The following is a 21,059-nucleotide window of genomic DNA, read 5'->3' as shown; positions in this document are numbered from 1 at the left end:
TTGAAAGTACAAAAATAAACTTTGATTATGGATTTTCAAGATTTTTTGCAATTTGTTCCTATTTTAATTCCAGTTGAATTGCCGGCGACTTTAGCTCATATAAAAATGGCACCAAAAGGACGTATTGAGGAACTTAAAAACCTTGATTTAACAACAAAAACTCCAAGGATTGCTGCGGTAATGATGCTGTTTTACCCAAAAAACGGAAAAACACATTTAGTTTTAATTGTCAGAAATGCCTATAATGGAGTGCATTCTTCTCAAATTGCTTTTCCTGGAGGGAAGTATGAAGCTTCAGATTTAAGTTTTGAAGATACAGCTTTGAGGGAAACACATGAGGAAGTTGGTATTTTTCCGGAGAAAATAAAAGTGGTCAAGCATTTTACGCCGATGTATATTCCGCCAAGTAATTTTTTGGTACATCCTTTTTTAGGAATTTCAAATGATGAACTTTCATTTTACCCTGATATCAGAGAAGTGGCCGACATCATAGAACTACCTTTGTCTGTTTTTTTGAATGATGAAATAATCATCGAAACCAGATTGTCAACCTCTTATGCGGCTGATGTTTTGGTGCCAGCATTTAATATTCAAAATCATATTGTTTGGGGGGCAACAGCCATGATTTTAAGTGAACTGAGAGATGTTTTAAAAACTACCTTTCAGGAAAATTCCTAAAAACATAAAAATAACAATTTGATATTCATAAGATTAACAACTTCCTGTTGAAATTGTTTAAAACTGTTGCTAAAAGAATAATTTTTGTATGTTTGCGACTTAACAAAAAAACACAATACACAAGCTATGGGATTGTTTAAACGAAATCCTTTTGGACATATATTATTCATCAAGAAATGGTTAATCCGTGTTTTGGGTGCCATGACGCATAGGAGATATAGAGGATTCAATGATCTGCAGATTGAAGGATCTGAAATCATTAAAACATTGCCAGACACTAACGTATTGTTTATCTCGAATCATCAGACTTATTTTGCCGATGTTGTCGCTATGTTTCACGTCTTTAACGCAAGTTTAAGCGGTCGTCAGGATACTATTAAGAATATTGGTTATTTGTGGCAGCCTAAAATGAATCTGTATTATGTTGCGGCCAAAGAAACAATGCAAGCTGGCTTATTACCAAGAATTTTAGCGTATGTTGGCGCTATTACAGTCGAAAGAACCTGGCGTGCAAAAGGAGTGGATGTAACTGAAAAACGTGATATTAATCCAAATGATACTGAAAATATCAGAATTGCGCTTGAAGATGGTTGGGTAATTACCTTTCCGCAAGGAACTACAAAATCATTTAAACCCGTTCGTAAAGGAACAGCACATATCATCAAACAGCATAAACCTATAGTTATACCAATTGTAATTGATGGTTTCCGTCGTTCTTTTGATAAAAAAGGTTTACGAATGAAAAAGAAAGGAATTCTGCAGTCTTTTATAATCAAAGAACCTCTTGATATTGATTATGAAAATGATACTATTGAAGAAATCGTTGAGAAAGTAGAATTTGCTATCGAACAACATCCGTCATTTTTAAAAGTTATTCCGGCTGAAGAACTTAAAGCACAGGAAGAACTTAACAAAATGAGACAATGGGATTACTAGAAATTTTAGATTTCTGATTTTAGATTTTAGATTTTAGATTTTTTGTTTCAGGTTTCAAAAATACTTTGAACCTTTGCTACTCTGTACCTTTGCCCCTCTTTTAAAAATCAATTTTCTTCAACTCTTTATAATTAGTGTATAATCTGCGTAATAGGGTTCCGTATAGTAATCGGTAGAAACACCAGAATAAACCAAAAAAGGCGCAGGTAACTAAAATCAATATACCAGCCGTTATAAATATTGCTTTCCCATTGATGGCTAATTTTTCTCTTATAAAAGCCATGTCCGGATTGTACACAAAAGCAATAAAAAAGCTTAGAATTGCTGTAACAACGATCATTCCTAAATTATACCATACATAATATTGGACTGTCTTTCGAGTTCGTAAAATAGCACTCATCAAAGATTTGGTAGAAACAGTTGTAGAAATTGTTTGGTAATTTTTGTAAAAAATAAAGACAAAAATCAGGACGACCACATAATTAAAATAGGTTAAAATCTCAAGTGCCAAAACAATTTCCGGATGATTGATTTTTTTTAAAACATCGTCTGTATTTATAAACAGGTTTGAAAACGTCCAAAATGAAATTTCTAAAATACTGATAATCAAAATCCACTTCACGATTGAAGATGATTTTTTATGAATCATTTTGTAGATTTCCGTTTCAGAAATTTGTGCAAAAGAATCCGAGTTCTTTTTCCAGTCTTTTTTTAATAAATCCAGTTCTTTCATAATAATATTTAAGGATTTAGTATTTTTTTAAGTTTCCCTTTGATTCTGTTCATTTTCACGCGCGCATTCACTTCGCTGATCCCTAAGGTCTCTGCTATTTCTTGATAATCTTTGTCTTCTAAATACATAAAAACCAATGCTTTTTCGATGTCATTAAGCTGATAAACTGCTTTGTACATTAATTTAATTTGTTCTTCCTCTTCATAATTGTAGTCAACATCTTTTACAAAATGCTGATGACTTTCATATTCTACTGTCGATATGGTTCTTTTGGTTTTTCTGTATAGGGTTATGGCCGTATTTAAAGCCACACGATATGTCCAGGTCGAAAATTTACTATCTCCTCTAAATTTAGGATAGGCTTTCCAGAGCTGAATAGTAATTTCCTGAAACAAGTCTTTGTGAGCGTCTTCGCCAGCAGTATATAATCTACAAATCTTGTGGATTATATTCTGATTTGCCTGCAATTGCGCAACAAATGACTGTTCTAGACTTTCGCTCATAATGTATTAGTAGTATTGAAATCTATTTTGTTACAGTTGCTTTATAATTTTTCGGTTTTATAATAATTTACCATCAAATCTATAAATTTACTGTAACTGTCCATTCCATCTTTTTGATTATTTGTTTTTAGGAAATTATCGTAGAATATCTCAAACCCGGTATCAATAGGAGTGTGGTATTGTTTCCAGAAATCATGGCTTTCCTGATAGTTTTTCAAGATTCCAATATGAGTGCGTTTTTTTAATTGTTCGAAAATCTTGTCATTTTTGGCTTGCCAGATACCTAAACAATAGTGCAGGGCAAAGCTATAACCCGAATATTTATAATATAGATTTTCATTTTTTACAGAAGCCAAAACTCCAATAAAATTACACTCACTCTCACTGGCAAAACCTATCTGATGCGCCATTTCGTGGCAGCTCGTAACGGGAAAATTATACATCGGCAATAAATCATTTACCTGTGCTTCATTAGTAAACGGATTCAGATATCCACCAAAACCCATATAGGTCAGAGGTAGACTAAAGAGTGATTTTTTGACACTCAAAATTTCATATTTAAAATAAGGATGTTCTTTCGATAGATTTTCATATCCAACTAAATTCATTTTAAAAGCCTCTTTTTGTGAGTACGGAAAAATGATTTTCGAACTATCATTTTTGGTAATTTGAAATTGGATATCGTTCGTTTTTCGAATTAATTTTAAGGTAAACTCAAGCAATTCGGCATCAGTATATTCTCTTTTGATTTCCATTTTTTGAAATAGAGGTTCACGGTAATAATTGAATGCCCAAAGAAGATGAAAGAGAAAATAAAAAACGGAAATTTTACCTAAGATCTTTAAAAGGTGATCTTTCCAATCTGTTTTCCATGTTTTTCGTGTTTTCCAAAACCAGCCAATCACAGATAAAATCAAAACAGCATAAATACAATCCCCAACCGAAAATGGAATTTTTCCAAAAAGTATTCTTGAGAAATGTGAAATTCTAATATACAGATTGTTGCTATAAGCACCTTCGACAAAATCCGGAAAAAAGGGAAGGATCCTTAGAAAGATAATTTGCATTAAAAGAAATAATGGTAAAATATATTTTGATTTCACAGCATAAATTTTGGATACGTAAATATAAATAAAGCATAAAAAAACCGAAAATAATTTCGGTTTGTATATTGATGCAATTTAATTTTTTTAATTCAATGTGGCTTACATGGCAATAATGTCGTTTTTCATGATTTTAATTTTTATTATTGATAAAATAAAGATACTCTAATTTTATTGTAGTAGGAAAGAAATTAACAGTTTATAATTTCTTTATAATTCCCTTCTTTAAACTTCCCTTCAACGATTACACTTTTATTTACAAAGTTATAAGTAAAGATATTATTTAATCCTATCAAATTATGACGGGCAGTAATTTGAAATTGTATATAAGTGGAAGAATTGTTCATTTTGCTTGATAAATCTTCATAGGTGAAAAATTGAATACAGTTGTCCCCATAATTTTTGGTGAAAGGTTTAAATCCCGATATAAAATTTACTTTACTTGTCTTAAGTTCAATTTTTGAAAAAACTTTATTTACAATATCATTTTCTCCCTGCCGAATATAATAATAATTTGATCTGGCTTCAATATCATATGCGCCGAAAAAAGATTTGTTAATTATTTTAAAGGAATAGCACAAATCACTAACATTATCAAAAGGGCTGTCGTTTTTAGCGATAAAATGGACAATATCAAATTTTGGTTTTAAGAAAATTAATAAAGCAAATATAAAAATGAACGATGCAGTAATATTGCAGCAAATGTTAAATATAAATTCATGCATTATTTTTAGTATTATTTTTCAAATATAATAATTAATTATAAGAAATAACTTATTTTTTATAATTAAAATCGATGTGTTTTTTAATTGATGGAAATCAAGTAAAGATGATGTCTATTTTTTTAATACTTAATAGTTATGTAACTTTGACATTCGTAATTGTTAAACTTCAAACAAAATATAATGAGTCAGGAAATAAGAAATCTGGAGCCAAAAGCGCTATGGAATAAATTTGCAGATTTAAACGCTGTCCCGCGTCCATCAAAGAAAGAAGAACGTGTGATCGAGTTTATGAAAAATTTTGGAAATAGTCTGGGTTTAGAAACTTTTGAAGACGAAATTCGAAATGTAATTATCCGTAAACCTGCAACTCCCGGAATGGAGAACCGTAAAGCAATTGTAATGCAGGGGCATCTTGATATGGTACACCAAAAAAATGCTGATACTGTTTTTGACTTCGATACACAGGGAATTGATATGTATGTGGATGGTGACTGGGTCCGTGCTCGCGGAACAACACTTGGTGCTGATAACGGATTGGGAGTTGCTACAATTATGGCAATTCTTGAAAGTAAGGATATTCCGCATCCGGCAATTGAAGCTTTGTTTACGATTGATGAAGAAACTGGAATGACCGGAGCTTTAAATCTTAAAGGAGGAATTCTTCAAGGTCAGATTTTATTAAATTTAGATACTGAAGAAGATGATGAAATTGATATTGGCTGTGCCGGTGGAATCGATGTAACAGCTACAAGAACCTATCACGAAGAAGAAGTTCCGGAAGGTTCTGTTGGTCATATTATTACTGTAAAAGGTCTAAATGGTGGTCATTCAGGAATGGATATTCATAAAGGTTTGGGTAATGCCAATAAAATTATGAACCGTTTGTTGTTTGATGCTTTTGAAAACTTCGGATTGCAAGTTGCTGAAATTAATGGAGGAAGTTTACGTAACGCAATTCCGAGAGAAAGCGTTGCAAAAGTAATTATTTCTGAAATGTTTGATGAAGCATACATCTTTGATATGCAGGAAATTATCAATGATATTAAAGCTGAATATAAAACAACTGAACCAAATCTTTCTATTGAAATTGTAAAATGCGATCTGCCGGAAAAAGTAATGGATTTAGGTGTTCAGGAAGGAATTATCAGAGCTATTTATGCTGCACATAATGGTGTTTACAGAATGAGTGCAGATATGGAAAATCTGGTTGAGACCTCAAATAATATAGCGCGCGTTATTGTTAAAGACGGTGAAATATCAATTGGATGTTTGACTCGTTCTTCTGTTGAAACTTCAAAATTTGATTTAGCAAATTCACTGCGTTCTGCATTTGAATTGGTAGGTTGTGAAGTAGAACTTTCAGGCTCTTATCCAGGTTGGACACCAAATGTAAATTCTGAAATATTAGATACTTTGGTAGGAATCTACGAAAAACAAAATGGAGAGAAACCAAAAGTTGTAGCTTGTCACGCTGGTTTAGAATGTGGAATCTTAGGAACTAATTATCCCGATATGGATATGATTTCCTTTGGACCAACAATTCATGGTGCGCATTCGCCTGACGAAAGAGCAAGTATTTTATCTGCTCAAAAATATTGGAAATTTGTGTTAGAAATTCTTTCAAATATACCAGTTAAGTAGTCTCAGTTTCAGTCTCGGTTTTCAGTTCTATTAGTAACTGAAAACTGAGACTGCGACTGAAAACTTTAATTAATCTCTCTTCGGAGCATTTTTCTTTTCTCGTTTTTCTTCTTTCTTTTCTTTAGCCGTTTTTAACGGTTCTTTTTTTGCTGTTTTTTTAGCATCTTGACTTTTTGACATGTTTTCTCGATTTAGCTATTTTATTTATTTTCAAGTAAATATAGGTTCTATTTTTGGTTTATAGTGTTAGTTTTGCTGATATACTTCGATTGAATCTTTGGCAAGTCTTTCTTTTAGCCATAATTTCATTTTTATTTGCGTTTGTGCATCAATGTTTTTTTTGCTTTGGAAAAGAACTATAGGAATGATTTTTGGCTTATTTGCATTACTTTCACTAGTGTAATTTCCAATTGTCAGCGAAGTTACTGTCGGAAATAATATTTTAGCTTCATTACTAATCTGCTTTTTATCAAATTGAATTTGAGATAATTGATTTTGGAGATTGTTTATTATTACGTCTTTCTTATCAACAACACTTTGATTGCTATTAATTTGATTCAGAATATCTTTTCTCAAATTAACAGTATCTTGCCTTATAATAAGTTTTGTATTCGGTAACTCATAATCGCCCAATTTTTTATTAAGATGGGCAATTTCGGCATCAGTAAATTTTTTGCTCAAAAAGGCTAATTCAATTTTTTTCGGATCTGCATTGTATCTTATTTTTTTATAAATTATTGGATAATCTTTATTGTGAAATTGATCCTGGAGAAAAACTTCCACTTTAGAGTTATAACTTTTTTGATCGTATAATTGGAATGCAAAATAAATACTCGGCAAAATTAAAAGTAAAGTAAGGACTGATATTCCGTATTTTACACGTTTTTCATGTTTTAAATCCAGTTGTTTTGCAATTGGATATTTAAGATATTTTACAATCACAAAAGTTGCAATACAGATAAAAACACAGTTAATAGTGTAGAGATACATAGCACCCAAAAAATAAATATAATTTCCCAAAGCCAAGCTGTAGCCTGCAGTACAAAGCGGAGGCATTAACGCAGTTGCAATTGCAACACCGGGAATTGGATTTCCTTTCTCAACCCGCGTTACGGCTATCACACCAACTAAACCTCCAAAAAAAGCAATTAAAATGTCATAAATATTTGGAGATGTTCTGGCTAATAATTCAGATTGTGCTTCTTTAAACGGACTGGCATAAAAGTATATTGTAGAAGTAATTAAACTCACTAAAGTCGCAATAATCAGATTTTTGATTGATTTTTTTAAAAGCTCAAAATCATACATTCCCAAACCAAAGCCTGCGCCAACAATTGGCCCCATCAATGGAGAGATCAGCATAGCTCCAATAATTACTGCAGTCGAATTTACATTTAAACCAACAGATGCAATGATGATAGCACAAGCCAAAATCCAAATATTAGAACCTCTAAAAGATACGGCACTTGTTATGTTTTCAATAACAGATTTTTTATTTTCTTCGCCTTTATGAAGATCAATAAAATTTAAAATTTTTTGAGATATATCTGTCATAATCTTATTGGAATTATAATGAGAAGATGTCTAATTTAATCAAAAAAAAGCATTAAACCGACTATTTCGTAGGCAAAATACGGTAATAAGTTTAGCAAGAAAGATGAAATGTTTCTGTTTGGGTAAAAAAATTCCTCAATTACAGAATTGAGGATTAGGTATTTTTTGTTATAAAGTAAATATTAATTTCGTTTTAAGACTTTATATTGTTCGTAACAGCCACTGATTGCATCGAGGATCTGTAAGTCATTTGCAGATTGAATAAAAGATTCAGAATAGTTGCAACGTTGTAAAATTTCAGGAATTTCGTCTTTACTAATGCCTAAAAGAACAGCTAAAGTTTCGCGATCATACTTTGATTCTAAAAGGTTTCGAATAGTATCATCTTTTTTCATATCCTTTAATTTCTTGAGTTCTTTTCCGTTTTTCCCAAAGAAATTATAAAGCATATCGGCGGGGTTAAAAATAGATCCCAGTACTTTTCCGAACGCATTTGGAGCATATTCTCCTGCTTCATAACCTTGTGTAAGACCAGAGATGCTGTAACGATAATTTTCTTTTGTTGGAATTAATTTCGAATCAATTTCAAGATATCCTGTTAAATTAAAAGGTGCAATAACGACTTCTTCAAGTGCAATTGCTTTTTCTGTAAGCTGAATTCTTGTTATCTTATTTTTAATCCAGTCGTTTGTCACTCTGATTCGTAGTGACTGAAATCCTAAAAGCGAGAAATGAAGTGTGTCATTTACCTGTACATCAATCTCAAAATACCCTTTCGCATCAGACATCGCACCACGTACTTTGTTTGTGTTAATGATATTTACGTTAGGAAGAGGTTCTTTACTATTATCGTTGTAGATATAACCAGAAACCCTTTGTGGAGTTGTTGGTTCAGTTTCTTGTGCAAAACTGATAGTCGATAATAATATAAAAAAGAAAACTGCAAAATATTTCATATCCTGATTTAAAGCACTAAAAGTAATAAATCGGGATTAAATATTTTGCAGTCTTTGAATATAATTATAAGAAAATTAACAAAGCAAGTAATGTTGCTTTTATGATTTAGATAAAAAGGTAAAAGGATGCTTAATTTAAATTGTTTTTGAATTACAAAACCCATTCATGGTAAAGAAGATTTTGGTATAAAAAAAATCCCAAATTCCAATTATGTCTGGAATTTGGGATTTTATATTTAAAAATAATCTAAATGATTAGTCTCTTCTTGGTCTTCTTGGTCTTGGTGAATCACCAAAGCTTTCAGAACGTCTTGGAGCTCTGTCTGAACTACCTTCGTTTCTTGGAGCTGAACTTCTAAAACCACCTTCTCTTTTTGGAGCGGATGAATTTCTGTCGCTTCTGAAACCACCTTCTCTTGGAGCTGAGTTTCTATCGCTTCTGAAACCTCCACCACCAGAACCTTCACGTCTTGGGCCGAAACTTCCGCCACCAGAACCTTCACGTCTTGGACCTCCAGAAGAACGTCCACCACCGCTGCGTCCGTTATGGTCACGTCTTCCGCCACCATCATTTTTAGAAATTTCAACATTAATACGACGTCCTTCTAATTGTACGTTGTTTAATACTTCCATTACTTTATCAGTGTGCTCAGGATCAGTGTTAAAGAAAGAGAAACCTTCTTTTACATCTACTTTGAAAACGTCATCACGACCTAAGTCTAATGTTTCTTTCAAGTAATCTTTAAGAGTCATCCAATCGAAATTGTCTCTTGAACCGATGTTTACAAAATAACGAACTGCTCCGTTATTATTGAATTCTCTTGGCTCAGAATCGCTTCTTTCACGTCTTTCTCCTGCTTGAGATGAAATATCTCTGTTCTTTTTATAGTAAGCAATAAAACGGTTAAATTCTACTGAAACCATTTTCTTAATCAATTCTTCTTTAGATAAACCTTCAAGAACATTGTTGATTGCTGGTAAATAGTTGTCAATTTCGTGATCAACTTCAGTATCTTTAATTTTGTTTGCTAAGTGCAATAATTGAATTTCGCAGATTTCGATTCCAGATGGAATAGATTTTTCTTCGAATTTTTGTTTAATGATTCTTTCGATAGAAGAAATTTTACGCAACTCACTTTTTGTAACAATTACAATAGAAGTTCCCAATTTTCCAGCTCTACCAGTACGTCCGGAACGGTGATTGTATGTTTCAATTTCGTCAGGAAGTTGGTAATTTACTACGTGAGTAATATTATCAACGTCAATACCACGTGCAGCAACGTCAGTAGCAACAAGCATCTGAATTTGTCTTCCACGGAAAGATTTCATTACACCATCACGTTGCGCCTGAGATAAATCTCCGTGCAATGCAGCAGCGCTGTATCCATCTTCAATTAATTTTTCAGCTACAGCTTGTGTATCTCTTTTAGTACGACAGAAAACCACAGAGAAAATATCTGGATTTGCATCGGCTAAACGTTTTAAAGCTTCGTAACGGTCACGTGCATTTACTAAGTAAAATTCGTGAGAAACTGTTGCAGAACCTGAGTTCTTAGCTCCAACAGTAATTTCAACTGGATCGCTCATGAATTGTTTTGCAATCCTGGCAACCTCTTGTGGCATAGTTGCAGAGAACAACCATGTGCTTTTTTGATCTGGAGTATCAGATAAAATAGATACGATGTCTTCATAGAATCCCATGTTCAACATCTCATCAGCCTCATCCAAAATACAGTAATCTATATTTTTAATGTTAACCAAACCTCTGTTGATCATGTCTTGCATTCTTCCCGGAGTTGCCACAATAATTTGTGCACCTCTTTTAATGTCTCTAGCTTGCTCTGTAATACTAGCCCCGCCGTAAACTGCTACCACATTAATACCTTTTTCGTATTTTGAGTAGTTTTTAAGTTCGTTGGTAATCTGTAAACAAAGTTCTCGTGTTGGCGATAAAACTAATGCTTGTGTATTTCTGTTGTCAGCATCAATTTTTTGAATTAGCGGAAAACCAAAAGCTGCCGTTTTCCCTGTCCCTGTCTGAGCCAACGCAACCATATCTGTGTCTTTTTCCAATAATAGGGGAATCGCTTTCTCCTGTACTTCTGACGGATTCTCAAATCCTAGATCTAAAATCGCCTTCAGTAACGATTCATTCAATCCTAATTGTTCAAATTTATTCATATGTGTATTTAAAATAGGGTGCAAAATTACTGTTAATATTTCACATAAACTAATGCATTTTTAAGAATTATGCATTTGTTATGATTTGATTATCAAAAAGTTATGTTTATCGCAAAATCAATTTGACAGGAAAACGAATAATTTTACGTCGAGTAATATAAATTTTACCCTTTAAAATGTTGTATTTTAAACAATTATTCCGCTTTGTTCAGAAAATCAATTAGTTGCTGTGTTGCTTTTGCACGATGGCTGATTTTATTTTTAATTTCTGAAGCTAATTCGGCAAAAGTCTCCTTATAGTTCTCCGGCTGAAATATAGGATCATAGCCAAAACCGTGATTCCCTGCTTTATCAAAAGTAATTTCTCCTTTTGCAAGGCCGGTAAATAAATGTTGTGCTCCCTTTAAGTTTAGAGCAATAACGGTCTTGAACTGTGCACTTCGGTCTGATTTGTCTTTTAGCGCCCCTAAAAGTTTATTCATATTATCATCAGCACTTTTTTGCTCGCCCGCATATCTCGCAGAATAAACGCCAGGTTCGCCATTTAAAGTCGCAACTTCTAAACCGGTATCATCGGCAAAACAATCGTAACCATATTTTTCGGTAACATAATTGGCTTTTAAAATTGCATTTCCTTCAATAGTCTCTGCCGTTTCCGGAATTTCTTCATGACAGCCAATATCTTCGAGACTTAATAATTGTATTGTACCATTTAAAATGCTTTGAATTTCTTTGATTTTGTTGAGATTATTTGATGCGAAAACGAGTTTCATAATAATAAGTTTAGTTGTATGAGTAATTCCAAACACAAATTTAGAATTCTTATATTTGATATGTTGCCTAAAAAGAAAATAAATGGAGATATCCGCGCTATATAAAAAGATAATGCCTTTTGTAAAGCCTTACCGGAAAATGGTAATTGCAACTTTGCTGCTTACTTTTTTAGGATCCTTTGCAGCACAGGTAAATGCTTTAATATTAAAGTATACTGTCGATACCATTAGCAATTTGATGGTCGCTCATGAACCCTTGTCTAAAGGATTTCATTTATTAGGTATAATTAGTATTGTATTGCTTTCCAAAGAATTAATTTATTCAGTGGTTCAATTTGGACAGAAATTTTATGGTGAAAAGCTTCGAATTTTCATCACCCGTGATATTTCTCAAACCATAGTCGAAAAAATTCTAAGCTATAGAATGGAATTTTATACTTCGAATGAAAATGAAAGTGGAAAACTTCAAACGAGAATTGATTTAGGAATCAGCAGTCTGACAAGATTGGTACAGAATTTCTTTATTGATATTCTGCCTTTATTCGCAAATGCTTTCGTTGCCTTGGTTTTAATGTTCTACGCCAATGTGTATGTTGGACTCGTGAGTTTATGCATAATTCCGATTTATTTTTATGTGAGTCAATTGCAGGCCAGTAAATTAAGCGGTTTTAGAAGAAGAATGCGGTCTTATCGTGAAACGAAGAATAACGGTATCATAAGTTTAATCGAATCGATAACGGTTATTAAATCGTTTGTTCGCGAACCCATGGAAGCAGATCGACATAAGAATATTCAATTTGAAATGACCGAAAATCAATTGGCGACCAGAAAAACCAGTTTTATTTTTGAAAGTATTAAAGGTTTTATCGAACAAATTGGCGTTGTAATTATAATCATTTTGACAGCTTATTTTGTTCTGAATAATACAATGACCATTGGTGCGATTATGTTCCATATCATGTTGTTTAACAATGTGTCATCGCCAATCAGGCAATTGCATCGAATTTATGACGAAGTAAATGATGCGCTAATTTATTCCGAAGGATTTTTTGATATTTTAGAATCCGATCAGGAAAAAGAGACCAGTGGGAATTATATTCCGGAAAAAATCGTTGGATTCATAGAAGTTAAAAATGTCGATTTTGTTTATCCAAACGGAACTAAAGCGTTATCAGATATTAATTTCACCATTAAACCAAATGAAACCAGTGCGTTAGTCGGATTAAGCGGTGCCGGAAAAAGCACGGTTATCAATTTATTAGATAAGTTTTATTTGCCTTCATCAGGAAAAATTTATTTAGATGGAGTTGATTTAAATGATTACAATACAGATTTTCTGCGAAAAAATATTGGCTTAGTATTGCAGAAGAATCACATTTTTAAAGGAACTATCGCCGAAAATATTCTCTATGGAAATCCTGATGCCAAACAATCGGAAATTATTGATGCTGCAAAACAGGCTTACATTCATGAGCAGATAATGGAATTGCCAAAAGGATATGATTCTGATGCGCATTTACTTTCGGGAGGACAGCAACAGCGGATTGCAATTGCCCGATTATTTTTAAAGAATCCTCCGATTATATTTTTAGACGAACCAACAGCCAGTTTGGATGCGATCGCAACAGAGCAAATTAAAAAATCACTTGATGCTATTAAAAAAGACAGAACGGTAATTATTATTTCACATAGTATTTCTCAAATTATTGATGCTTCTCACATAATAGTTTTAGAAAAGGGAAAATGCGTTGAGCAGGGAACGCACGATGAATTATATGATAATAAATTAGTTTATTATGGAATATTTACGGCTATGGCGAATAGTTTAAATATCGAAAAAATTACGCAGACATTTGATTAGTACAATGTTTTAAAATGAATTTTTCGATCACAAAAGCAATTGCAATTCCAAAAGTATAAGCTACAATATCAGTCCAAAGAAAACCCTGACCTAGAACATATTTTCCAAAAAGCGTTTTTCTGAGTTCGATCATCCATTCGCCCTGATAAAGTTGCAAAAACTCAACTCCGTAACAAGTTAGTAAGGATAACAATATTATTCGTGAAGCTTTTTCATTGATGAAAATCATCCGGATTACTACGTAAATCATAACAGCATACAGCAGATCGCCAAGACATAAAGGAATAAAGCTTATTTTTCTGGAAAGGATTCCGAGACAAATAATTGCTAAGAAAATAATGAAATAGTGAAATCTGTATTTTTTCAAATTTAAATTTTATAGGTCAGCTTTAGTACTTTTTCGGTAAACAAAAATACAAAGATTCGAATAGGTATATATTATTTTATAAATTTATCAATTCTAAAACTTTACCAAAAAAAATAACCACATGACTAAAAGATTTACAATATTAATTCTAGCCTTCTTTCTTTTTGCAGGTTCGGTCTATTCTCAAAAAAGCGATTCATTTAACGTCAAAAAACAACTTGAATATTGTGCTGAGCAAGCTTCAAAAACATTAAAAGTGATTCCCGATGACGGAACCTCTCCACGAACGGTTCCCAACGGAAGCAAGGAATGGAAATTTGTTGGATATAAAGACTGGACAAGCGGCTTCTGGCCTGGGGAATTATGGTACTTATATGAGGCAACTAAGGACAAAAAGTGGGAAAAAGAAGCCGATAAATTCAGCCGGTTTTTGACGCCATTATCAGTAAGTAAAGCAAATGACCACGATTTAGGTTTTCAGATTTTTAATAGTTTTGGAAACGGATACCGTTTAACTAAAAACGCAGCATACAAAGATATTATCCTGAAAACGGCTGACACTCTTGCAACACTTTTTAATCCAAAAGTAGGAACAATTCAATCCTGGCCACACAATAAAATGGGTGGTCATAATACGATCATCGATAATATGATGAACTTAGAACTGCTTTTTTGGGCTTCTAAAAACGGCGGGAATAAAAAGTTATATGATATTGCCGTAAAACATGCTGAAACTACGATGCATAATCATTTCAGACCAGATTATACTTCTTATCATGTTGTGATTTATGATTATGAAACCGGCAAAAAAATAAAGGGAAGAACTGCACAGGGCTATAGCGATGAAAGTATGTGGGCTCGTGGACAAGCTTGGGCAATTTATGGATTTACAATGGTTTACAGAGAAACAAAAGATCCTAAGTTTTTGAATTTTGCTCAAAAAATAGCGCGTGTTTATTTGGATAAATTGAGAACAGATGATTTGATTCCGTATTGGGATTTTAATGCGCCGGGAATTCCGAATGAACCAAGAGATGCTTCGGCCGCAGCGATTGTATCTTCGGCATTGCTTGAACTAAGTTCATACACTAAGGATAAAACCTTGAAAAAGGAGTATCTGACAAAATCTAAAAAGATGATTGTTTCACTTTCAGATCATTATCAAAGCCGTGATGTCAATTCGGCATTTTTACTTCATGCTACAGGGCATAAACCTGCCGGAACCGAAATAGATTGTTCAATAAATTATGCCGATTATTACTATTTGGAATCACTTTTAAGACTTCAAAAACTAAAAAAATAAAATTATGATAAAGAGATTAACACAAATTTCGTTTGCAATTATGATGGTTTTGGTGCTGGTAAGCTGTAAAAATACCAAACAAAAACTTCAGGAATATGTGGTTTCTTACAATAAAACGGCCGTAAATTTTAAAGCTAAAAATGTCACGCTTACAACTGCGCGCGGATATATAAACGATAATAAAATAGAATTACGTTTTGAAACTGATTTAGAGTTGAATGATGCCAATAAAACCACAGCTGCTAATTCATTTCCGAAGTTGTTAAAAGAAATGATTAATAAAGATCAAAATTTTAAAGAACTACTTGAAGAAGGAGTGCAGTTTGATGCTTATTTTTTGGCTAATGATAACACAGTTCTGGCGAAAAAGATTCTTAATAAAGAAGAACTGCCGGAATTATTAAAAGAATAAAGTGAATTGAAAACACTTTACCAAAAGCTCTTGAATTAATTTTAAAGGGCTTTTTTAGTATATAAAATTTGATGCTTAATGAAGTAATTTATTTGTAGTGATTTAATTGTAATATGTGTTTTTATTACCGCGTATTGCTTTTGTGTTAAAAATTTGTTATATTTGAGTTAAAAATTAACTATAAAACCAAAAAATTATGAAAAAAATTACCCAAATCGCATTTGTCCTATCTGTTCTGTTAATGCTTGCAAGCTGCAAAAATACCAAACAGAGAATTCAGGAACATGTTAGTAATTACAATACCACAGCTTCTATAAAAGGTGGAAATGTTGTAGCTACGAGTGCTAAAGCATTTTTGAATGATAATAAAATTGAAATTAGAATTGAAACTAATTTAGAAGGGACAGAAGCAAACAAATTGGCATATGAGGATACTTTTCCAAGTTTACTTAAAGAAATGGTTAAAAACGACCAAATCTCTCCGGCGTTAATTGAAGAAGGTGTAAAGTTTGATGTGTATTTTATCTCTTATAACAATATTATTCTGGCTCAGCAATTAGTTGATAAAGAGGAATTAGCGGTATTAGAAAATAAAGGAGGTTCTGTTGCTGGAAAAGAAACAGCAAAACTATAAATCGAAATAAATTATAAAAAATAAAAAAACCTCTTTGTTGATTTCAAAGAGGTTTTTTTATTTCTAGTGTTTTGTGACATTCGTTAAGTTATCAGGGAAATAACTGTCTGATAAATTGGCAAATTCATCACCACGCATAAAAATGTTGATGTCTACATCTGCGAAACTTTTTTTGCCTGCTGCGGCCAAAAGTTCGTTGGCAGCATGTAAAGTGTTTTTATGAAAATGATAGACACGTTCCGATTTATCGGTGACAACCAAACCTTTCATCAGCATTTTATTTTGAGTTGCAACTCCAGTCGGACATTCATTATTATGACAACGGAGCGCCTGAATACAGCCTAATGAAAACATAAATCCTCGTGCGCTGTTACACATATCTGCACCTAAGGCTATGGCGTGTAAAATGGAATAACCGGAAATAATTTTGCCACTTCCAATGATTCTTATTTTATCTCTGATATTTAATCCGACTAAAGTTTTATTGACAAAGATTAAAGCAGGTTCAAACGGCATTCCAACGCCATCAGCAAATTCCAGCGGAGCAGCTCCGGTACCTCCTTCGGCACCGTCAACGGTGATGAAATCAGGATAAATATCTTCGGCAATCATTTCATGACAAATGGATTCAAATTCAGCAGTATTTCCAATACAAAGCTTAAATCCGATCGGTTTTCCGTTTGATAATTCACGTAATTGTGCAATGAAGTGAACTAATCCTTTACTATCTGAAAAAACATGATGACCGGGAGGCGAAAGAATAGTTGTGTGTGGTTCAACGCCTCTGATTTTTGCAATCTGAACTGTGTTTTTTGCTGCCGGAAGTACTCCGCCATGACCAGGTTTTGCTCCTTGCGAAAGTTTAATTTCAATCATTTTTACATTCGGAAGATTAGCTTTTTCTGAGAATTTTTCAGGACTGAAATTTCCATCAGCAGCGCGACAGCCAAAATATCCTGTACCAATTTGCCAGGTGATATCACCACCACCAGCCAAATGATATTCTGTTAAACCACCTTCTCCAGTATTTTGGTAGAAATTTCCTTTTTTAGCACCAATGTTTATTGCGCGAACGGCATTTTCGCTTAGCGAACCAAAACTCATGGCTGAAACATTAAATAAAGAAGCTAAGTAAGGTTGTCTGCAATCTTTTCCGCCAACTAAAACGCGCGGTAATTCCTCATTGACTTTTGCTGGAAAAATCGAATGTTTGATTCCTTCATAACTATCATGGTTTAAATTTAATTGGGTTCCAAATGGTGAATTCGAATCGATATTTTTTGCTCTTTGATATACTAAAGAACGCTGATTTCTCGAAAACGGTTTTCCGTCAGTTGATCTTTCGATAAAATACTGCTGAATTTCGGGAGCAATCATTTCAAATAAATATCTGAAATAACCTAAAACAGGGAAATTTCTTAAAATGGCGTGCTTTTCCTGAATAATATTATAAACACCTACAACTAATAATATAGGTAGAATAATTACGAGTAAAAAACCACGGTCAGTGTAATAATAAATTGTTGCAACAAATAGAAATAATAATAACCCGTAGATGAAAAACTTTTTTCTCATGCTTTTAAAAATTTAAAAAGTAATATTTTGATAATTAATTGAATCGTAATCTAACATAAACGTGTTTAATGCCTTTTTTATCCGATTCTCTTTCATCAATTTCTAGAATATCAGTGAGTGATTTTAACATTGGCGTAAGCTTAGAGAAACCATAATTTCTAGGGTCAAATTCCGGTTTTTTCTTCACGATCAAATTTCCAACATCACCTAGAAATGCCCAGCCGTCGTCATCTTCAATGTCTTCGATAGTAGCTTCAATAAGTTCGATGGTTTGTTTGTCAATTTTATGTAAGGCTTTTTCAGCAGGTTTTTCGACAGGTTTTTTGGCATCAGCAGCAGCGGTGGTTTTAGGCTTTTTCTTTTGGATTGCTCCGTCCAAAACTTCAATATAAATAAATCTATCACAGGCTACTATAAAAGAATTTGGTGTTTTTTTCTCTCCAATTCCAATTACTTTCATGCCTGATTCGCGCAATCGGATGGCCAAACGGGTAAAATCGCTATCGCTTGATACGATGCAAAAGCCGTCTAATTTTCCGGAATAAAGCAAATCCATAGCGTCGATGATCAAAGCCGAATCAGAAGAGTTTTTTCCGACGGTATAACTGTATTGTTGAATAGGGGTAATCGCGTGTTCGAGTAAAACAGCTTTCCATCCGTTTGCATTTGGCTTGGTCCAGTCGGCGTAAATACGTTTGGTAGTGGGTGTTCCAAATTTTGCTATCTCTTCCATCATACCCTTTACATTACTGTAGGGTACATTGTCGGCATCAATTAGAACAGCTAGTTTTAATTCTTTAGAGTTACTTAAAGCCATTATTAAGTTGTTAGAAGTTGTGATTCATTTTTAATGATTTTAAAATTACTAAAAAATAAAAGAATTACGATCTTTTAAGTGGAATTTATAAAAGGTATAAATTATGAAATTTCGACACTCTTCTTTTGTTTTATTAAGAAAAATAATATCATATTAGTTGTTTTATCATAAAAGTTTACAAAACAGCAATTTTGGTTCTGAATCATTTTTAAATTATTATGATACCATAGAATAAATATTTATTTTTGCTCGCTGATTAAATTAAAATTATTACTTCAATATATTATGGTAAAAGATTTATTCGAAAGAATTCAGAACAATAAAGGTCCATTAGGAAAATGGGCATCACAAGCAGAAGGTTATTTTGTATTTCCTAAATTAGAAGGAGAATTAGGCCCGAGAATGCAATTTGGCGGGAAAAATATTTTAAACTGGAGTATCAATGATTATTTAGGTTTAGCAAATCATCCGGAAGTTCGTCAGGCAGATATTGATGCAGCAACTCAGTTTGGTGCTGCGTATCCAATGGGTGCCCGAATGATGTCTGGTCATACAAAATACCACGAGCAATTAGAAAATGAATTGGCTGAATTTGTAATGAAACCAGCAGCATATTTATTGAATTTTGGTTATCAGGGAATGGTATCTATTATTGATGCTTTGGTAACTAAAAACGATATTATTGTATATGATGTAGATTCACATGCCTGTATTATTGATGGGGTTCGTTTGCACATGGGCAAACGTTTTACATACAAACACAATGATCTTGAAAGTATTGAAAAGAATCTGCAACGTGCTACAAAAATGGCCGAAGAAACTGGAGGAGGTATCTTATTGATTACTGAAGGTGTTTTTGGAATGCGTGGGCAACAAGGTAAATTGAAAGAAATTGTTGATTTAAAACAAAAATACAATTTCCGTTTATTAGTTGATGATGCACACGGTTTTGGTACACTTGGTAAAACAGGAGCAGGAGCCGGAGAAGAGCAGGGAGTTCAACAGGATATCGATGTTTATTTCTCAACTTTTGCAAAATCAATGGCTAACATTGGTGCTTTCGTAGCTGCTGATAAAGATATTATCGATTATTTAAAATACAATTTACGTTCTCAAATGTTTGCAAAAGCATTGCCAATGATTCAGACCATTGGTTCTTTGAAACGTTTAGAATTGTTGCGTAACAACCCAGGATTGAAAGATAAACTTTGGGAAAATGTAAATGCATTACAAAATGGTTTACGTTCAAGAAACTTCAATATTGGTGATACAAACACTTGTGTGACGCCAGTTTATTTAGAAGGAAGTGTTCCTGAAGCTATGGTAATGGTGAACGATTTAAGAGAAAACTACGGTATTTTCTTGTCGATTGTAATTTATCCGGTAATTCCAAAAGGAATTATTTTGTTGAGAATGATTCCAACAACATCACATACACTTGCTGATATTGATGAAACATTAATTGCTTTTGAAGCAATTCGTGAGAAATTAGAAAACGGTACTTACAAAGAAATTGCAAGCAGAACTAAAGTTGATTTAGATGCTTAATTTCTTCTAAAACAGATTCCTAATATGGGAATTATATAAAAAAATCCATTCGTTATACGAGTGGATTTTTTTTATTTACGGTAATTTTATAATTCAAAATCAGTAAAAATAAGAATTATGAAAAAAGTATTAGCACTCACAATTTTGATGATCACGATTTTTGTTTCTTGTAAAAAAGAAACAACACTTCCGCCTCCGCAAATAGAGCCAAATCCGCCAAAAGAAGCAGAAATTGCTGAACCTGCCGGAGATCAGTGTTACGCATCAAGACTTAATGGAAATATTGTAGCATTGAGTTTTAATGTCAATTCACATCAGGAAGTAAACGGAAAATTGAGTTATAACCTAACAGGTAAAGATAAAAATGAAGGTACTATTATCGGAAATATGAAAGGCGATACGCTGGTTGCAGATTATACCTTTATTTCTGAGGGAGTTTCTTCAGTTAGAGAAGTAGTTTTTTTGCAAAAAGACGGAACCCTTATTGAAGGATATGGAGATGTAGTCGATGCAAATAATAAAGTAAGTTTTAAAGATAAAAAGAAATTAAAATTTGAAGCAAAAAATGCGTTGACAAAAGTTGATTGTCCGCAATAAAAATAAAAAAAATTGTAAAAAAGAAAAATCCATTCGGTTACGAATGGATTTTTTTATGAAAACTGCGACTGCGACTGCGACTGCGACTGCGACTGCGACTGCGACTGCGACTGCGACTGCGACTGCGACTGCGACTGCGACTGCGACTGCGACTGCGACTGC

At 33.1% G+C, this 21,059-nt stretch carries 20 protein-coding genes; 9 read left to right on the top strand and 11 right to left on the bottom strand.

The window, feature by feature from the left end:
• The first annotated feature begins 27 nt into the window (after positions 1 to 27).
• Both J2X17_RS07590 and J2X17_RS07585 read left to right on the top strand, forming a co-directional pair.
• Positions 28 to 678 carry an NUDIX hydrolase gene (locus J2X17_RS07590; RefSeq protein WP_310296210.1) on the top strand — a complete coding sequence of 217 codons (651 nt, stop codon included), beginning with the start codon at positions 28 to 30 and terminating at the stop codon, positions 676 to 678.
• A 126-nt stretch (positions 679 to 804) separates the two neighbouring features.
• The gene (locus J2X17_RS07585) at positions 805 to 1,614 is read left to right on the top strand and encodes a lysophospholipid acyltransferase family protein (protein WP_310296208.1); all 810 of its coding nucleotides are present in this window, start codon (positions 805 to 807) and stop codon (positions 1,612 to 1,614) included.
• A gap of 100 nt (positions 1,615 to 1,714) precedes the next feature.
• Here the strand turns inward: J2X17_RS07585 and J2X17_RS07580 are convergent, their stop codons facing one another.
• The 4 genes from J2X17_RS07580 to J2X17_RS07565 all read right to left on the bottom strand — a co-directional run bounded on the left by J2X17_RS07580 (position 1,715) and on the right by J2X17_RS07565 (position 4,678).
• Positions 1,715 to 2,347 (bottom strand): hypothetical protein, encoded by a 633-nt coding sequence (locus J2X17_RS07580; protein ID WP_310296206.1) that lies wholly within the window; start codon positions 2,345 to 2,347, stop codon positions 1,715 to 1,717.
• An 8-nt stretch (positions 2,348 to 2,355) separates the two neighbouring features.
• A complete protein-coding gene (locus tag J2X17_RS07575) occupies positions 2,356 to 2,850 on the bottom strand; it encodes an RNA polymerase sigma factor (RefSeq protein ID WP_310296204.1) in 495 nt (164 codons plus the stop codon).
• 41 nt (positions 2,851 to 2,891) lie between these two features.
• Positions 2,892 to 3,953, bottom strand: coding sequence for a DUF3810 domain-containing protein (locus J2X17_RS07570; RefSeq protein ID WP_310296203.1), 1,062 nt, complete (start codon positions 3,951 to 3,953; stop codon positions 2,892 to 2,894).
• Between the two features lie 191 nt (positions 3,954 to 4,144).
• Positions 4,145 to 4,678: a hypothetical protein gene (locus tag J2X17_RS07565; protein WP_310296200.1), complete on the bottom strand. Its 534-nt coding sequence runs from the start codon at positions 4,676 to 4,678 to the stop codon at positions 4,145 to 4,147.
• 180 nt (positions 4,679 to 4,858) lie between these two features.
• Here J2X17_RS07565 and J2X17_RS07560 point away from each other — a divergent pair, with 180 nt between their 5' ends.
• Complete coding sequence (locus J2X17_RS07560) at positions 4,859 to 6,319, top strand: aminoacyl-histidine dipeptidase (protein ID WP_310296198.1); 1,461 nt, start codon at positions 4,859 to 4,861, stop codon at positions 6,317 to 6,319.
• A 246-nt stretch (positions 6,320 to 6,565) separates the two neighbouring features.
• Here the strand turns inward: J2X17_RS07560 and J2X17_RS07555 are convergent, their stop codons facing one another.
• From J2X17_RS07555 to J2X17_RS07540, 4 genes are all read right to left on the bottom strand, one after another.
• Positions 6,566 to 7,873: a TIGR00341 family protein gene (locus J2X17_RS07555; RefSeq protein WP_310296196.1), complete on the bottom strand. Its 1,308-nt coding sequence runs from the start codon at positions 7,871 to 7,873 to the stop codon at positions 6,566 to 6,568.
• Between the two features lie 182 nt (positions 7,874 to 8,055).
• Complete coding sequence (locus tag J2X17_RS07550) at positions 8,056 to 8,829, bottom strand: carboxypeptidase-like regulatory domain-containing protein (RefSeq protein WP_310296194.1); 774 nt, start codon at positions 8,827 to 8,829, stop codon at positions 8,056 to 8,058.
• A gap of 255 nt (positions 8,830 to 9,084) precedes the next feature.
• Complete coding sequence (locus tag J2X17_RS07545; RefSeq protein ID WP_310296193.1) at positions 9,085 to 11,010, bottom strand: DEAD/DEAH box helicase; 1,926 nt, start codon at positions 11,008 to 11,010, stop codon at positions 9,085 to 9,087.
• 194 nt (positions 11,011 to 11,204) lie between these two features.
• On the bottom strand, positions 11,205 to 11,783 hold the full coding sequence (locus J2X17_RS07540) for a non-canonical purine NTP diphosphatase (protein WP_310296191.1): 579 nt from the start codon (positions 11,781 to 11,783) through the stop codon (positions 11,205 to 11,207).
• Between the two features lie 82 nt (positions 11,784 to 11,865).
• On the opposite strand from J2X17_RS07540, the gene J2X17_RS07535 reads away from it, so the two are divergent.
• Positions 11,866 to 13,644 carry an ABC transporter ATP-binding protein gene (locus J2X17_RS07535; protein WP_310296188.1) on the top strand — a complete coding sequence of 593 codons (1,779 nt, stop codon included), beginning with the start codon at positions 11,866 to 11,868 and terminating at the stop codon, positions 13,642 to 13,644.
• Here the strand turns inward: J2X17_RS07535 and J2X17_RS07530 are convergent.
• Complete coding sequence (locus tag J2X17_RS07530; protein WP_310296186.1) at positions 13,625 to 14,011, bottom strand: ribosomal maturation YjgA family protein; 387 nt, start codon at positions 14,009 to 14,011, stop codon at positions 13,625 to 13,627. The two genes, J2X17_RS07535 and J2X17_RS07530, sit on opposite strands and share 20 nt — an antisense overlap.
• Before the next feature lie 121 nt (positions 14,012 to 14,132).
• On the opposite strand from J2X17_RS07530, the gene J2X17_RS07525 reads away from it, so the two are divergent.
• From J2X17_RS07525 to J2X17_RS07515, 3 genes are all read left to right on the top strand, one after another.
• Positions 14,133 to 15,314, top strand: coding sequence for a glycoside hydrolase family 88 protein (locus J2X17_RS07525; RefSeq protein WP_310296184.1), 1,182 nt, complete (start codon positions 14,133 to 14,135; stop codon positions 15,312 to 15,314).
• A gap of 4 nt (positions 15,315 to 15,318) precedes the next feature.
• Complete coding sequence (locus J2X17_RS07520; protein WP_310296182.1) at positions 15,319 to 15,726, top strand: hypothetical protein; 408 nt, start codon at positions 15,319 to 15,321, stop codon at positions 15,724 to 15,726.
• Between the two features lie 196 nt (positions 15,727 to 15,922).
• The gene (locus tag J2X17_RS07515) at positions 15,923 to 16,360 is read left to right on the top strand and encodes a hypothetical protein (RefSeq protein ID WP_310296181.1); all 438 of its coding nucleotides are present in this window, start codon (positions 15,923 to 15,925) and stop codon (positions 16,358 to 16,360) included.
• A gap of 63 nt (positions 16,361 to 16,423) precedes the next feature.
• On the opposite strand, the gene J2X17_RS07510 is transcribed toward J2X17_RS07515, so the two are convergent.
• Positions 16,424 to 17,935 carry an FMN-binding glutamate synthase family protein gene (locus J2X17_RS07510; RefSeq protein ID WP_310296180.1) on the bottom strand — a complete coding sequence of 504 codons (1,512 nt, stop codon included), beginning with the start codon at positions 17,933 to 17,935 and terminating at the stop codon, positions 16,424 to 16,426.
• A 34-nt stretch (positions 17,936 to 17,969) separates the two neighbouring features.
• Positions 17,970 to 18,752: an NYN domain-containing protein gene (locus tag J2X17_RS07505; RefSeq protein ID WP_310296177.1), complete on the bottom strand. Its 783-nt coding sequence runs from the start codon at positions 18,750 to 18,752 to the stop codon at positions 17,970 to 17,972.
• 285 nt (positions 18,753 to 19,037) lie between these two features.
• On the opposite strand from J2X17_RS07505, the gene capB reads away from it, so the two are divergent.
• Entirely contained in the window at positions 19,038 to 20,300 is a 1,263-nt protein-coding gene (capB, locus tag J2X17_RS07500) for a cysteate-C-fatty acyltransferase (RefSeq protein ID WP_310296175.1), read from the top strand.
• Between the two features lie 117 nt (positions 20,301 to 20,417).
• Complete coding sequence (locus tag J2X17_RS07495) at positions 20,418 to 20,897, top strand: hypothetical protein (protein WP_310296173.1); 480 nt, start codon at positions 20,418 to 20,420, stop codon at positions 20,895 to 20,897.
• The last annotated feature ends 162 nt before the right edge of the window (positions 20,898 to 21,059 follow it).

This window comes from Flavobacterium aquidurense (genome assembly GCF_031458035.1).
Taxonomy (GTDB): domain Bacteria; phylum Bacteroidota; class Bacteroidia; order Flavobacteriales; family Flavobacteriaceae; genus Flavobacterium; species Flavobacterium aquidurense_C.
This window is presented reverse-complemented; position numbering and strand designations above follow the sequence as displayed.